The sequence below is a fragment of the Brevibacillus sp. AF8 genome (genome assembly GCF_021270385.1).
Taxonomy (GTDB): Bacteria; Bacillota; Bacilli; order Brevibacillales; family Brevibacillaceae; genus Brevibacillus.
Map to the genome: position 1 here is coordinate 1 of NZ_JAGQDN010000036.1, position 14,788 is coordinate 14,788.

A 14,788-nucleotide genomic window follows, 5' to 3' on the forward strand; every position below is an offset into this window, starting at 1 on the left:
GCATTTTCACTAGCACTTCAAAAGCGCTAGATTCACAATATACCATGTATCATTAATAAAATCAACAGGTAATAATTGGAGTGTTTCATTTTGTTCCGCTCTTTTCGAAAGGCGGATTACTAATATAACATGATCTCTTCACTTCATCAAATGAAATAACTGGAAAAAAGGTTGAGTCCTATTTTCCCCACGTAAATACATCTATGTAATGAGTGGTGTCAGCTTCGCTAATACCACCCGTTTTCATTAGACCCTAGCCCCTGATAGTCGTAATCATATTCTCCCTTGTTTCATCAAGGAGCTGTTTTTAGCTTTAGCATGATTTGTTCTTTATGCTGTCCTCGTTCGTCTGTCCATTTTAGATTCATTTTCAAATCTGAGAAGTAGTATTCGAGCTGTTCTTTCGGCGTATCTTTTCCAGGAAAATCGGGTGAGGGGGAATTCGGGTACTCCTGAAAAAGCAGGAGCTGCCGCTTTTTATTGATCTCCTCTAAATCAATTGGATTAAGGTTGCTAGCCCTACTCCCGTTGACTAAATCGGCTTCGGCATACACTTTCGTTACTTGGTTCTCCATTTTCTTTTTCAAATAAAATGGGTAGGCAACCACGATCCCCATCACCCTTGCTCATCCGCCCAATCCAAAAATCCGGACAACAGACTCTCTTCTTCCGCTTCATTTCCGCGTAGCTTTGCTTCTAACCGATCTATCCGCTTGTGATATGCCTCTGCGTCGGCCTTGGACCTGTTGCGCAACAGACTCGCCCGCTTTTTCCACTGCTCGTACGCTTGCTTCGTATAATCCAAAGCCTTCTCCCAATTCTTCAACTGGTGTTCATACAGCTTGGCAGCCTCAATATACACCTCTTCCGGGACATATCCGGTGGACTGAATGCACGACTCCCAAACGGTTAGGGCTTGGAGCCAATCCTTTTGCTTTTTATACAAATGACCGATGGCAAGCTTGGCCCGGTTACTCCATGCATGCTCACTATCTGCGACAAGGCGATAGCCTGCCATAGCGGCTTCCTGATCCCCAAGCACATCGTACCATCTGGCAATTTCGTAGCTTTCCTCGAGAGATACCGTTACACTCCCTTGCCCTACCAGTAGCCGCGTCATGTGAATGTACATCGTAATCAGAGACAGGACGTCCGTCTCGTTATGCCGCAGCACGCCTTCGATGACATCAGGATCTTGGGCATGCAAAAAGTCGAAATACCGCACCGGCGCCAAATAACCGGGTAAATCATCCTCGCGAAACACATCCAGCTTTTCCTGCTCGATGATTCCCAATCGGCACGATTCCAGCTCCGCTTTCCACAATCTCCTCGCCCCGTGCAAAAGGTCAAAATGACCAAAGGTAGGCAAAGCGGGCACTTGATCGCGCACCAGCGTATGCCTCGTCCGCACCTGTGGCCAGTCAAAGGACTTTCCATTAAAGGTCACCAGATGCGAGGACTTCTGTGCTTGCTCCAAAAACGATTGGTACAAGGTCACCTCTGCATGCGGGCCCGGGAGAAAATGCTGGCGCACCACGACATGCTCCCCCTCGAAACGACTGTACCCCAAAAGAAAAATCGCATTGCCTGCCCCACCTGACAGCCCTGTCGTCTCCGTATCAAAAAACAGCAAGTCTTCTGGCTTTCTGCCCGCAGCGGACAGTGGATGCTCTCGACCAGCCGCTTCCCACATACGGATCGCCTCATGCAGCTCAGAAAAGGCGTAAGTCCCATGCCGCTGATTGATCGGATAGCGAACCTCGCGAATCATGACGTACTCGTCATCCCAGATGTAGGGCGATGCCTGCATTTCCTTCCACTTATCGGCAAATGGTATCTGTAGCTCGGCGTTGCTATCCGCTGGTACAGCTGCCCTCGTCTCTTCCATCGACTCTTCCTTGCGAATGGGCGTTTCCGATTCGACTGCTGGCGCTACCGCTTTGTCCGTTTCCAGCGAGAGATGTCCCTTCATCCGTTGCAGCTTGGATTTAAGAGACATAAGTGCTTCCCCCTTGCGCGATTCGCAGCAAGGTCATGGCTAGCCCTTTGCTACCGTCATCTGTCGCTCCCACACAAGATGGACAGCCTGACTCACACGGGCAAGAGACAATCATCCGCTCTGCCTGCGTCAAAATCGTCTCCATTTCCTTATACACTTGCTCGCTCAAGCCGATGCCTCCCGGATAACGGTCGTACAGAAAAATCGTCGGCTCCTGCGAATGAACGGCCTTTCGTTGCGGTATCACATGCAGGTCCATCGGGTCGCACATGACAAACAACGGAGCTACGTGCTGCAAGACATGCGCCAAACCGACCAAGCCACGCTCCACATCCTCTGTCCCGATCTCGCCGAGCAACGCTTCCGAAAAGCCGATCCACGCCGCATTTGTATGCAGCTCCTCTTCCGGCAAATGAACCGGCCCCGAGCCGATGTTTTCGTGCGTTTCGAACTTGATTTTCTTAAAGATCGTCGCCATTGCATTCACTGCCACTTCGCCATAAGCCAACGTGCTCTGTGCATGACGACGGGACTGATCCTGCTCCAATACCTTCAGCGAGACAGCCAGGTTGGCATCCGTGTAATAATCGACCTGTACTTCCCGGACATACGCCTTCTTTTCCTCGTAGTCCAGCTTTTCCACCTGGAATTGCGTCCCCTGATGCAGGTAAATGGCTTCGTCATGCAAAAGTGTCATGGAGCTAAAACGGTCCATTTCCCCGATAACACGCTCATTCCCCCGTTCACTGATGTCGATAATCACAACATTTTCCTGCGAAGCTGACCGCAGACTGATGTTGTGGGCCGGGAATGAATCGTTCATCCAGAACCACTTGCCCCGCGAGTAATGAAGCACCTGCTCCTCGGTCAAGAACTCCAGAATTTCCACGATTTCCGCACGCCCGAATGTATCTCCCTCCCGAAACGGCAGCTCGTACGCCGCACATTTGAGATGATCCACCAAAATAATCAGGTTATCGGGATTGATCCGCGCTGTCTCAGGACTGCGGTCGAAAAAGTACTCCGGATTGGCGATCACATACTGATCCAATGGTGTGGAGCTACCGACCATAACGACGACGGATTCCCCCTGCCGTCTTCCCGCCCGTCCTGCCTGCTGCCATGTGCTTGCGACCGAGCCTGGATAGCCAGTAATGACACACGCTTGAAGCTGCCCGATATCTACCCCGAGCTCCAGCGCATTGGTGCTGACCACGCCCATAATGTCGCCATTGCGCAAGCCGCGCTCGATCTCTCTGCGCTGGCTCGGCAAATAGCCGCCGCGATACCCTTGGATCGTTTTTGGTCCAAGCTTGCGGCGAATCAGCTCCTGCAAATACGTGAGCAATATCTCTACTCGTACGCGGCTTCTCGCAAACAGAATCGTCTGAATGCCATTGGTAAGAAACTGCTCGGTAATGTCCCGCGCCTCCAATGTAGCACTCCGTCTAATATTGAGCTGCTTGTTGACCACAGGCGGATTGTAGAAAAGGAAATGCTTGATGCCCGACGGAGCACCATTGTTATTGACCAGCTCTACCTCTTCTTCTGTCAGGGCTTCCGCCAATTGTTTCGGGTTGGCGATGGTCGCCGATGTGCAAATAAATTGCGGGTGGCTCCCATAAAAAGCGCAAATACGCTTCAGCCTCCGAATGACATTGGCGACATGACTGCCAAAAACGCCGCGATATGTATGCAGCTCGTCAATTACGATGTATTTGAGATGCTCGAAAAAGGACACCCACTTGGTGTGATGGGGCAAAATGGCGGAGTGCAGCATGTCTGGGTTGGTGATGACGATATTTCCTGCCTTGCGCACCATCTGCCGGATATTTGCAGGTGTATCACCATCATACGTTTCCGATTTGATGGAGAGGCCCATTTCCGTAATCAACTCGTGCAGTTCGGACTTCTGATCCTGCGCCAAGGCCTTGGTTGGGAACAAGTAAAGTGCCCGCGCTTGCGAGTCTTCCGATAACGTCTGGAGGATCGGCAAATGATAGCACATGCTTTTGCCAGAAGCCGTGGGCGTAACCGCTACGATGTGTTTACCTTCGCGCACATGGCGAAAAGACGTTTCTTGATGCGTGTATAAGGAGGGAATGCCTCTATTTATTAGGGCATCTCGAATTCGTCCATCCAGCTCACTTGGAAATGGAACGGACTTTGCTTCACGAGCAGGAATGACCCTCCAATGCGCAATGTTATCGCGAAATCGTTCATCTGTTTTTATGTGATCCAATATGGCTGCGATATTTTTTTTCACATTCATTTTCGTCACCTTCTTGCTACCATTTTACGAATGGACGTTCGGTATGTAAACATGGAATAAAGATCCACACGTTGAACTCAAGTTGTGGACGACAAAAAAATAACAGTGCAAAATGATAAAATAATTGAACTTCTTGAGGAATTGAAAAAGCATTAAAAGCTATTTCTAAAAACGCTATGTATTGCACCTTTTTATCGACAAAATCCCAAAGCATGGCACCAGTGAACGAAGAATACTGAGTTCCCCATATGTGTTCTCGCAATCAAATATTGATAGAGTTAGAGTTAAATCTTGTTCGTTCCCATGTGCGTGCCGACGAAAAAAAGCAATCAGATCAACCTTCCCACGATCCGATTGCTTTTCTTTATAAGAGTATGGGTATGTGTTTCTTAATAGTCCGTTAATGAAACAAGGATGCCAGATGATGCTCCAGCACTTTCGTAATCCGTTCCCCATCGACACGCTGCGGTTCGAGATAGGCATGCAGGGCCAGACCGTCGATGACGGCATAGAGCTTTTCTGCTTCCAGCTCTTTGTCCAGCTCTTTGCGTAATAAATTCAGTTGGTCGGCAGAATCCAACAGCTTGTGGACGCCGGCATAGATTCCGTCATGCTGTGCGTCAAAGCCTTCTTTCTTGTGTCGGAAGTACACGGTAAAAGCAAACCAAACTTCCATTTCGACCATCTTTTCTTGATTCGTAGGGAGAAGCTCCAAAAAGATTTTGGTGATTTTCTCTTTTGGCGCCAACTCTTCATTCGCGTGAATTTCTGCAATTCGAGCTATTGCCCTCTCTTTTACGAGCTGCATGGCATACATTAGCAGTTCATCCTGTGTTGCGAAGTAATGTCGCAGAGCACCTAATGAAAGTCCTGCTTCTTTTGCAATGCCCCTTACCGTCGCTCCCTCCATTCCTTGCTCAACAATGACACGCCACGTTGCTTCTGCTATTTGTTGTCTTCTTTTCTCATGATCGATTATTTTCGGCATAGTTGTATTTTAACAAGATTGGCAAGGGACAAGCAACCTTTAACAATACAGTTGTATTATTTAACTGCCGATGTTAAAATCCTTTTTGTTAGCACGATCGTATTAAAAAAAACTCCTCATGCAGGAGAAGAAACTTCCGAAAAGGGGACCTATAATAGTGAATTTTGTTGCATGGATGATTGTCGCGTGCGAAATCGCCTTTTGGGTGGTCATTGTACTTGGCCTTTTCACAAGGTACGTACTCAAACAAAAAAAGGCCGGGCTTTTACTTCTCGCCCTGACGCCTGTTGTTGATGTGGTTTTGCTCGTTGTCACGAGCGTGGATTTGTATCGTGGAGCTACCGCAACGATTCCTCATGCGCTGGCTGCCGTCTATATTGGGGTATCACTTGCGTTTGGGAAAAGCATGATTCAATGGGCGGATGAAAAATTTCAGCAATACGTCACCAAGGAAGGCACACCTAAACCCAAACTATACGGCATGGAGTACGCCAAGCATTACGCAAAAAGCTGGTTTAGACATCTCTTCGCCTATGTCATTGGGGCGGCCCTCTTAGCCGGGACCATCTACTTTATCAATGATGCAGAACGAACTGCTTCTTTATGGTATATTCTTCGGCTATGGACCGTTGTACTGGGGGTTGATCTGTTGTTTACAGCCAGCTATTTTCTCTTCCCAAAGAAAGATAAGCGAGGCACCGTTTCCAAAAAGGATTGGTGAGAGGCTATTCTACTAGCTTTCGTCTTCGTTGTCATCCTCACCAAATGCAAGCTCAATACAAATAAATTGAATCACCAGCTGGCATATTTGCTCGTTTTCATCTAACCCAAAATAGACAGGATAGGCTCCATCTCCAAATCCGGTCTGAATCATCGGAATCGATAAATCCGTGCCTGGTATCGTCCAGTTTATATAATCTCCAGTGCTTCTTTGGTATTTTGGACGGTCTTTGTAACTTTGTGCAAAAACTTCCGCGAAATAATCATCGTAAATATTGCCGTCTGGATTCTCTTTTTTCCAGCTATCATAAAAATCCAGATAAACATCCCTCGTTTTGACATCTACCACAGTAGCAAGGCCTGCATCCACATTAAAGCCAAAATATTCGCCTTCCCCAAGATTTTCGAGATCCTCGTCTCCTATGAGGGCTTCCGTAAATCTTTGGGGAGTTTTATCTGTGAACTCTACCTTCGCAGCTGCATAACGGTAATGGTCTTCTTCGACTGTTACCACACAAACGGTTAATGGGAAGGTTCCTGTAGGGACTTTTCGAAAATATGGGGCACACACTCTCTCCAGATACACAAGCGGATCACGAACCATGATGTCTCCAGTGGGAATCGTGATTTCTCCCAAAGAAAGCAGGTTGATTGGCTTCCCACTGATGTTCGTTGATGTGAAATAGGTGTGTAAATCACCAAGGGGCGCTAACATCTGTTCTTTTTGTTCATATCGTGCTAACCATTGATCGTCTGGAATTTTCGTCATCCTTATACCCATCCTACTATTGTCAATTTGTCAATCACTCCTAAAATTATACAAAATCACCCATAGAAACGATAGTACGGCTTGGATGTTTGCATAACGGGCAAGCCGATGCATAGTCATGGTTAGTGGATGAAGTCCGACCAAATCTATGCATGTCCAAGGATGAAGGAGGTTGCCCCAAATGAATCCACCAGACAAAGGGAATCAGATTCCTCAGCCGATGAGAAGTGACGGGACCGGATGGGTCGATCTCGGCCCACGGAACGTCATGCGTGATCGGCAAAATCCGAATATGCTCGTTCCTCCCGTCACAGATGCGGGCTTGCTGCCCAATCTGAAATTTTCCTTTTCAGATGCCTTCATGACGTTAAATCATGGCGGTTGGTCCCGGGAAGTCACCATTCGCGAGCTGCCAATCGCCACTACACTTGCGGGTGTAAACATGAGCCTGACGCCAGGCGGGGTTCGCGAGCTGCATTGGCATCAGCAGGCGGAATGGGCTTACATGCTGCTTGGTCGTGCACGAATTACGTCCGTTGACCAACGCGGACGAAATTTTATCGCAGATATCGGCAAAGGCGATCTGTGGTATTTCCCACCTGGCATCCCCCACTCGATTCAGGGACTAGAGGAAGGCTGCGAATTTTTGCTCGTTTTCGACGATGGACATTTTTCCGATCTGAATACACTATCGATCTCCGATTGGTTTGCTCATACGCCAACAGATGTGCTTTCCGCAAATTTTGGTGTGCCTGAATCAGCCTTTGCCGACATTCCTTGCGAGCAAGTGTACATTTATCAGGACGAGATTCCCAGTCCCGTAGAAGAAGATGAGGTAGAATCCCCGTACGGAACCGTCCCCCTTCCCTTTACCCATCGCTTACTTGCGCAACGACCACTGATTACACCTGGCGGCAGTGTGCGCATCGTCGATTCCCGCAACTTCCCGATCTCCAAAACAATCGCGGCAGCACTCGTAGAACTACGTCCCGGTGCCATGAGAGAGTTGCATTGGCATCCCAATAACGACGAGTGGCAATATTATATTTCTGGCCAAGCGCGGATGACCGTTTTCACCGGAAATGGAAACGCCCGAACCTTTGACTACCAAGCAGGTGATGTCGGTTACGTTCCTTTTGCGACGGGGCATTATATTCAAAATACCGGGACGGAAACGGTGTGGTTTTTGGAAATGTTCAAGAGCGACCGCTTTGTCGATGTGTCGCTGAATCAATGGATGGCACTTACCCCGCATGAACTCGTCGCTTCCAACCTGTGTGTAGGTCCTGAACTATTAGATGCTTTACGCAAGGATAAATGGCCCGTTGTCAAATATCCTGGATATGGCTATGTCCCGTGAATGCCAGAAAAGACCAGCCCGAATGGACTGGTCTGTTTTTTACTTCTCTTTTTTAGGAGCCTTGTAGCTCTTCGGTTGCTTCAGACCACGCTGCTCCATGACCTCACGCAGACGGTCCGGGTAATCCGTAATGATCCCGTCTACGCCATCGTCGATCAGCTTGTTCATCGTAGGTGTGTCGTTGACCGTCCACGGAATCACCTTCATCCCAACCTTGTGTGCGTCCTCTACCATTTTCTTCGTGACATAGGGCACATAATTCTCGTCGGTGACTTTTCCATTTTGTGGAGAGCCATGCACCGGAGAGATAGCGTCTGCACCAAATGAGTGTGCTGCCGCCACGAGGTCTCCTTCAAAGTCGTCAATGTCAATTCCGCCCAACCATGGTGAAGCTCCTGGTTGACCTGGCTGCAAGAATTGCGCACCGTTCGTTAGGGCCACAATCGGCAATTGCGGCTCAACCTCTTTCATGCGCATGAGCGCCCCCCAGTCAAAGCTTTGGATCGATACCCGATCAAGCATTCCGGCATCGCGCACTTCACGAGCGACGATCTGCACGAAATCTTCACGCGGAGCGGTTTGCTCCGGTGCTCCCGCCTCTACCTTCGTTTCGATATTCATCCATACATGGTTAGCCTTGTAGTCCTTGACGAGGTCAAATACTTCGCTCAACAGCGGCATCTTAGCACCTGGGCTTGGACGCTGCCCTGGGTATTGCGGCAATGTCTGTGTACCACAGTCCAGCGTGCGAACTTGGTCGAGAGTCAGGTCCTTTATGTACTTGCCAACGTACGGATACTCAGGATCTCCAGCGAAAAGTGGGCCAGTATCTCGACACTTGGCACCGGAAATCTTGCGGTCATGCGTAATAACCGCCTGCTTGTCTTCTGTGATTTGCACGTCGAGCTCGAGTGTGCTCACTCCTAATTCAAGGGCGTGGGAGAACGACGCCAATGTGGACTCTACCGTGAGCCCGATTCCGCCGCGGTGAGCTTGAAGATCGAACTCTTTTGGAGAGTTTTTTGACCAGTGCGGATTGCCAGCGGCAGAAGCAATTGGTGCTACACACACCATAAGGGCAGCAGTTGCTATCATTACCTTGTTTCTCATCATTTGCTTCACTCCTTAAAGTATGGCTTACCGTATTCACTATAAATGAATGATGTAAATTTCTATTCCCATCTCTATTAAGTAATCATGAAAGTTTTATTTGCCCAAATAATGGAACAGCGGCGAGCTAAGACCTGAACATAAAATCTTAGACTCGCCGCTGCTTTATTCAGCTATCGTATCCCTTCACTTCATCATCCATGAATGGACGCTTGACTGGAAGTCGCATTGGCATCCTTCAGGTTGCGGTTTTTAACTCCTAGTGACAAGACGAAACAGATAAGCAAAATCAAACACGCTAGCGCATACGGATAGTTGATATCTATATCGAATAAAAATCCTGCTACGATAGGTCCTGCAATATTGCCAAGACTCGTGAAGGCTGAGTTAAGACCTGCAACATATCCTTGTTGATCCTTTGCGAGCATCGACATTTGGGTACTGATGGCCGGACGCAAAATATCGATCGCCAAAAATACGATAAAGGTAACGGCAAAAATCATCCAAAATCCGTGAACAAATAGCGTCAACACAATAAACAAACCAGCAAAGAGCAGACAGACTGAGATGACCCTTTTCTCGCCAAAGCGATTCATGATCCAGCTAAAGGCAGTAAGCTGGACCACTGCGCCTGCTATTGACCCGAATGTAATGATAAACGCGATATCTTTTGGCTCAAATCCAAACTTATGGTCGACAAACAATGAAAAGACCGTTTCAAAATTAGCCAGTCCGAAAGACATGACAAACACAATGATCAAACTGAAAAAATAAGGCTCCCGATACGAGTGCATTAACTGGGAAAGGAGACTGCTTCGTTGTTTTTCGCTAGAATGCGAGTCAGCCAATGCTTCTTCCGTCGGTTTCGATTCCTTTAGGATCAACAACGTGATGCATGCAGCAATCAGTCCCGCAATTCCTGCGGTATAAAAAGGTGCGCGAATACCAAATTCAGCAATGTATCCTCCAATGCCTGGACCGATAATAAAACCAGTTGTAATGGCTGCCGTAATATACCCCATCCCGGCCGCTCGTTCTTCATTCGTTGTAATATCTGCCGAGTAAGCCATTACGGCTGGCATAATCAGTGCGGCACTGATGCCGCCTAACAACCTAGAAACAAACAGCAGGACTGGAGAATTCGCTATACCGAACAGCCCTTCTGAGATAGCAAATACGATCAAGCCAATCACAATGATCTTTTTTCTTCCGAATGAATCAGCCCATCGCCCGGCAATAGGGGAAAAAAGAAGCTGCGTCAGCGAAAAGGCTGCCACTAACAGACCAATGGTTCCCCCGGTAATTCCCAAACTCTCCATGTACTTCGGCATAATCGGTATAACAAGCCCGATCCCCGTAAAGACAAGGAAAATATTGAACATCAGAATCAATAGGGCTCCCTGATTTTTTAATAATAAAGCCACTTCCTATTCCTCCAATCCGTTACCAAAACACTGAATATCCATTCTAAATCATTACGTAAAAAAAGCTAGCGGGATGGTTTGACAATGCCAAATAAAAACACATCCATCGCTAAGCGAAAGGTTGCCAGCGCTTCCTCGCGTTCCATTCGTCGCGAGTGTTGATTTAAACCAAACATCAGGCTGTCCAGGATCATTGCGACTCCGGTTACATTCGTCATTTCAAATTCGCCGTTATCGATCCCCTTCTGGAGCAACTGTTGATTAAAGTCAATATAGCCTTTGATCATTTTGTTGATACGCTCCTCCACATCGGAAGGCTTCTCCGACATGTCGAAAAATTCATCAGCAGCCTTGGTCAGAGGATGGTTCATGAAATCGGTCGCAAAATGTTCAGCCATTCCATACAATTTATCGATCGAGGTCGTGTAGAGATGTTCCTTGGCTAGCCATTCCTCTTCCCATTCGCTATTCCAAGCTTCAATCAGATGCAAGAACAGCCCTTCCTTGCTCTTGAAATGATAATAAATGTTACCGCCGCTGTATCCAGTAGCTTTCACGATATCATCTATTGATGTGGCCTTGTAGCCTTTTTGCATAAATAAAATTCTGGCCGCATCCGCTATTTTTTTCTTGGTCTGCTCCGTTTGCTGCTTCTTTTTATTCAATGCTCCCACCAACTTCCCATCCTACAATACTGAACTTTCATTCAGTATTATAAGCGTTACATACATAGTTGGCAAACTTTCTTTGGTTTGAGTCAACATAGTGGAGGAGAAGAAAAAGTACAGGTCTCTACGACTCTGACACGCCAGCAGGGGGGATTCACTGGCCGTCTCCACTTCAAAAAGGGGACCGTCGAGCCAAAGCCACCCTACGGGCGGAAGTTTCTCAAGGATGAAGTGTTCGACAAGCGGGTCCCCTTTTTGAAGTTCCGACTGGGCAGGCGTTGTCAAGGTCTACGAGCCCCGTGCTTTTTCTTCACACCGGCTTTATTGGTTCGTTTGAGACCTTTTAAAACTTAGGATGATAATGACAGCAATAGACCGTATAAAGCCCCCGTAACCACAACCAGCCATGGCGGCAGCTTCCAGTGCTCCAGCATGATAAACAAAATAGCCGCTGCGATAAAATCCAATGGAGCAAGGATCGTACTCGTCCAAATCGGATCGTACAGGGCTGCGAGTAAAATACCGACGACTGCTGCATTCACACCTACCAGCATTCCTTTGATTTTGGAATTTCTCCTCAAGGAATCCCAGAACGGCAATGCGCCGATGACGAGTAAAAAGGCCGGTAGAAAAATGGCAATCGTAGCTACTGCTGCACCGATTCCTCCTGCAATCATCGCTCCCAAATAAGCGGCAAACGTAAACAATGGCCCCGGTACTGCTTGTGTTGCGCCGTAGCCCGTCAGAAAAGCTTCTTGCGTTACCCAGCCTGTCGGGATCACTTCCCTCTCAAGCAAAGGCAATACAACATGACCTCCGCCAAAAACAAGAGAACCTGCACGGTAAAAGCTCTCAAACAGTGCTAGTAAGGAGAAGCCTGTGCTCTCTCGGAGGATGGGCAGCACAAGCAAAAGACCGAAGAAAGTGATCCAGCACATAATGGCTAGTGCTCGACTGATTGGCACACGAAATTCAGGGAAATCCGAAACTTTTTGCTGCCGGAAGAACAGCAATCCTGTAATCCCCGCTAGAATCATAATTGTGATCTGACTCCATGCAGAATGCCACAATAACGTGATGGCAGCCGCGAGAATCGCAATCGTCACCCGTGCTCGATCCGGGGCCAGCTTTTGTCCCATTCCCCATACAGCATGAGCAACAATCGCGACAGCTACTAATTTTAGACCGTGAATCCAAGAAGCACTTCCACTGTCCAGTCCTTGTAAAGTGAACGCAAATATCAGGAGCGCCAATACCGAAGGCAGAGTGAAGCCGATCCATGCAGCAACCCCTCCCAACAATCCGGCTCGCATGATTCCAATACCGATCCCTACCTGACTGCTTGCGGGACCGGGGAGGAACTGACAAAGCGCAACCAAATCTGCGTAGCTTTGCTCATCCAGCCATTTTCTACGTCGAATGTATTCGTTGTGAAAATAACCGAGATGCGCGATGGGACCGCCGAATGAAGTAACACCCAGCTTGGCAGAAACGAGCAAAACTTCAAACACAGACTCCCATCTACTTTTTTGGTGTCCTGTTTCTTCTCGGAGATTATTCTTCACTAAGCTGTACACCTCTCCGCTTCATCATATAAGCTATTTTATCGCTTTTCCTACCCTTTCATTGTAAAAAGATCATGAAGAGGGCTCCGCATCGATACGGAGCCTAAACACGGCTATTCCATTCGAAATACTGGTCCTCGCGCTACGAATGGCAGATTACTCCCCTTCGGCAGCATGATGGCATGACTACGAGTTACTTTGATCCGATCACATTCCCCATCGGTAATGATCAAAATCGGCCCGTCCTTTGGAAAATCGGTTGCTTTCTCCAGCATGTCAATGCCCGGCTGCAGGATCGTTCCCCCGCGTCCTTTTACTTTGACGCGACCTGCAATGTCCTCGGGAGAAAGGTAGCCCGCATCATACGCCTGCGCATCACAAAAGACCACGCGCGCATACGGAACATCTCGGGCTTCACTGTAGCTCGCAATCGCCCCCAATGCTTTGCCGAGCAGCTTGGTATCCATCGAGCCGGATGTATCAATCACGACGCCAAATGTACGTGCCAGCCGATCCGTTTCCCGAAAGCTCCAGGCAGGACGGGCAATATCGGGTGTTGAGGACTGTCTGCGGCTTGCCCTTGCATACGTGCGACTCTTTTCCAATGGGGGAAAATGCTCGTCGAACCAACGGGCAAGCTGAACATCCCATGGGATCGGCGGTTGCCCCAAGGCGCGAATCTCTTCTACCAAACCCGCAGGCAAAAGCCCTCGTCCCCTCTCCTGGTGATAGATCAAACCTTGCGACATCGCATTGCGATAAAAGTCATCCAGCGTCGTTCCCGGACCCTTTTCCCAAAAACGCGGATCATCGCCATCCAGAATATCGCCCATGCCGACTCCACGTAAGGTGTACAGCTTGCGATACGTACGCATGTCCGTCACGATTCGATCATAAATCGCCTCCGCCGACAGTCCCTTCAGGTCTGGGTCGTAAAGTCCGCCAATTTGCGGAAAACGTCCGATACCGATCTCCATCAGCCATTGATTAATCACGTAATCACAGCTGACATTCCAGTAATACGGGTCTCGGCCTTGGCAACGCTCATGGTGGCGAAGCCCTGCGTGCAACAGCTCGTGTGCCATTACGAATTTGCATTCCTCTTCATCCAAGCCCGCCGCAGGATTGATGAAGATTTCGTTGGCTGTTACATCAATGGCTGCCACCGAGATTTGCAGCCGCTGACAGAGCTGTGAATCCTCGATAATCGTGAAATGACTCGCTAAGGAAGCCAGTAATGGAAAATGATTAATGAACCAGCGCTTGGCCTTTTGTGCTTCGGACAGCTGGTTCTCTTCATTCCCGAGAGCATCGGAATAACCGCCCGCTACGCTGACAGCACTTTGCACCGCTTGTGCCAGCCCGATCCCCAAGAGACGCTCCCACTTCACATCCCGATTGTAGGTGTACCTGACGTATTTATCCGAGAAAAGCATATCTGCCTGTTTTTCCCCGCCCGTTCCAAACAGCTTCAAATGCTCCGGCACCCCATGCTTCACGAACCAGTCATACAGCTCTTCTTCGCTCTTTCCCGATTTATCTAGCTCAAAGGCCATTTCAGCAGGAGGCTTCCCCAGCTTCATATCTCTCAAGAAGCGCGTAATATAACAATCGCATGCGATGTTCCACAATATCGGCTGCTCTTTTTCCACAAAATGACCGAAGCCCAAATGCAAGAGCGCGTGTGCGAGAACATAAATCCATTCCCCGACTTCCCCTCTGCGCTTCGGATGCGCGTACAAGCTGCCTTCCCGGGTCACGACTACCCAACCGTTATCCGGACAAATACTTCGCTCGGAACGGATAAAGTGCGCTCGCGATGACAGTGGACCAAACATCGGGTGATGACTCAAAAAATGGAGGGCCTGCTCGTAGTTTTGCGTCGACGGGTCGGTTTGAACTCCTCTGGCCAT

At 48.6% G+C, this 14,788-nt stretch carries 12 protein-coding genes; 2 read left to right on the plus strand and 10 right to left on the minus strand.

Going from position 1 to position 14,788, the window contains the following annotated elements:
• Positions 1 to 293: 293 nt before the first annotated feature.
• The 4 genes from KB186_RS27670 to KB186_RS27685 form a co-directional block, all read right to left on the minus strand.
• The gene (locus tag KB186_RS27670; protein ID WP_232774793.1) at positions 294 to 620 is read right to left on the minus strand and encodes a hypothetical protein; all 327 of its coding nucleotides are present in this window, start codon (positions 618 to 620) and stop codon (positions 294 to 296) included.
• A complete protein-coding gene (locus KB186_RS27675) occupies positions 617 to 1,999 on the minus strand; it encodes a ribonuclease H-like domain-containing protein (RefSeq protein WP_232774794.1) in 1,383 nt (460 codons plus the stop codon). The genes KB186_RS27670 and KB186_RS27675 overlap by 4 nt, the downstream gene beginning before the upstream one ends.
• The gene (locus KB186_RS27680) at positions 1,989 to 4,271 is read right to left on the minus strand and encodes a DEAD/DEAH box helicase (RefSeq protein WP_232774796.1); all 2,283 of its coding nucleotides are present in this window, start codon (positions 4,269 to 4,271) and stop codon (positions 1,989 to 1,991) included. The genes KB186_RS27675 and KB186_RS27680 overlap by 11 nt, the downstream gene beginning before the upstream one ends.
• Before the next feature lie 400 nt (positions 4,272 to 4,671).
• On the minus strand, positions 4,672 to 5,259 hold the full coding sequence (locus KB186_RS27685) for a TetR/AcrR family transcriptional regulator (RefSeq protein WP_173612496.1): 588 nt from the start codon (positions 5,257 to 5,259) through the stop codon (positions 4,672 to 4,674).
• A gap of 157 nt (positions 5,260 to 5,416) precedes the next feature.
• On the opposite strand from KB186_RS27685, the gene KB186_RS27690 reads away from it, so the two are divergent.
• Entirely contained in the window at positions 5,417 to 5,980 is a 564-nt protein-coding gene (locus KB186_RS27690) for a hypothetical protein (RefSeq protein WP_106785661.1), read from the plus strand.
• A 12-nt stretch (positions 5,981 to 5,992) separates the two neighbouring features.
• Here the strand turns inward: KB186_RS27690 and KB186_RS27695 are convergent, their stop codons facing one another.
• The gene (locus KB186_RS27695; protein ID WP_232774798.1) at positions 5,993 to 6,748 is read right to left on the minus strand and encodes a DUF4241 domain-containing protein; all 756 of its coding nucleotides are present in this window, start codon (positions 6,746 to 6,748) and stop codon (positions 5,993 to 5,995) included.
• Positions 6,749 to 6,929: 181 nt separating this feature from the next.
• On the opposite strand from KB186_RS27695, the gene KB186_RS27700 reads away from it, so the two are divergent.
• Positions 6,930 to 8,108 carry an oxalate decarboxylase family bicupin gene (locus KB186_RS27700; RefSeq protein ID WP_232774800.1) on the plus strand — a complete coding sequence of 393 codons (1,179 nt, stop codon included), beginning with the start codon at positions 6,930 to 6,932 and terminating at the stop codon, positions 8,106 to 8,108.
• Between the two features lie 39 nt (positions 8,109 to 8,147).
• Here KB186_RS27700 and KB186_RS27705 read toward each other — a convergent pair whose 3' ends face one another.
• The 5 genes from KB186_RS27705 to KB186_RS27725 form a co-directional block, all read right to left on the minus strand.
• The gene (locus KB186_RS27705; RefSeq protein WP_232774801.1) at positions 8,148 to 9,221 is read right to left on the minus strand and encodes a glycerophosphodiester phosphodiesterase; all 1,074 of its coding nucleotides are present in this window, start codon (positions 9,219 to 9,221) and stop codon (positions 8,148 to 8,150) included.
• Between the two features lie 191 nt (positions 9,222 to 9,412).
• Positions 9,413 to 10,642, minus strand: coding sequence for an MFS transporter (locus tag KB186_RS27710; protein ID WP_232774802.1), 1,230 nt, complete (start codon positions 10,640 to 10,642; stop codon positions 9,413 to 9,415).
• A gap of 65 nt (positions 10,643 to 10,707) precedes the next feature.
• A complete protein-coding gene (locus KB186_RS27715; protein ID WP_173612503.1) occupies positions 10,708 to 11,307 on the minus strand; it encodes a TetR/AcrR family transcriptional regulator in 600 nt (199 codons plus the stop codon).
• A 353-nt stretch (positions 11,308 to 11,660) separates the two neighbouring features.
• Complete coding sequence (locus KB186_RS27720) at positions 11,661 to 12,875, minus strand: chromate transporter (protein WP_232774803.1); 1,215 nt, start codon at positions 12,873 to 12,875, stop codon at positions 11,661 to 11,663.
• A gap of 113 nt (positions 12,876 to 12,988) precedes the next feature.
• Positions 12,989 to 14,788 carry a vWA domain-containing protein gene (locus tag KB186_RS27725; protein ID WP_232774804.1) on the minus strand — a complete coding sequence of 600 codons (1,800 nt, stop codon included), beginning with the start codon at positions 14,786 to 14,788 and terminating at the stop codon, positions 12,989 to 12,991.

Bases quoted from the DNA above. Each gene is read 5' to 3' on its own strand.
- KB186_RS27725 (WP_232774804.1), bottom strand. From the start codon at position 14,788: ATGGCCAGAGGAGTTCAAACCGACCCGTCGACGCAAAACTACGAGCAG.
- KB186_RS27705 (WP_232774801.1), bottom strand. From the start codon at position 9,221: ATGATGAGAAACAAGGTAATGATAGCAACTGCTGCCCTTATGGTGTGT.
- KB186_RS27685 (WP_173612496.1), bottom strand. From the start codon at position 5,259: ATGCCGAAAATAATCGATCATGAGAAAAGAAGACAACAAATAGCAGAA.
- KB186_RS27680 (WP_232774796.1), bottom strand. From the start codon at position 4,271: ATGAATGTGAAAAAAAATATCGCAGCCATATTGGATCACATAAAAACA.
- KB186_RS27675 (WP_232774794.1), bottom strand. From the start codon at position 1,999: ATGTCTCTTAAATCCAAGCTGCAACGGATGAAGGGACATCTCTCGCTG.
- KB186_RS27695 (WP_232774798.1), bottom strand. From the start codon at position 6,748: ATGACGAAAATTCCAGACGATCAATGGTTAGCACGATATGAACAAAAA.
- KB186_RS27700 (WP_232774800.1), top strand. From the start codon at position 6,930: ATGAATCCACCAGACAAAGGGAATCAGATTCCTCAGCCGATGAGAAGT.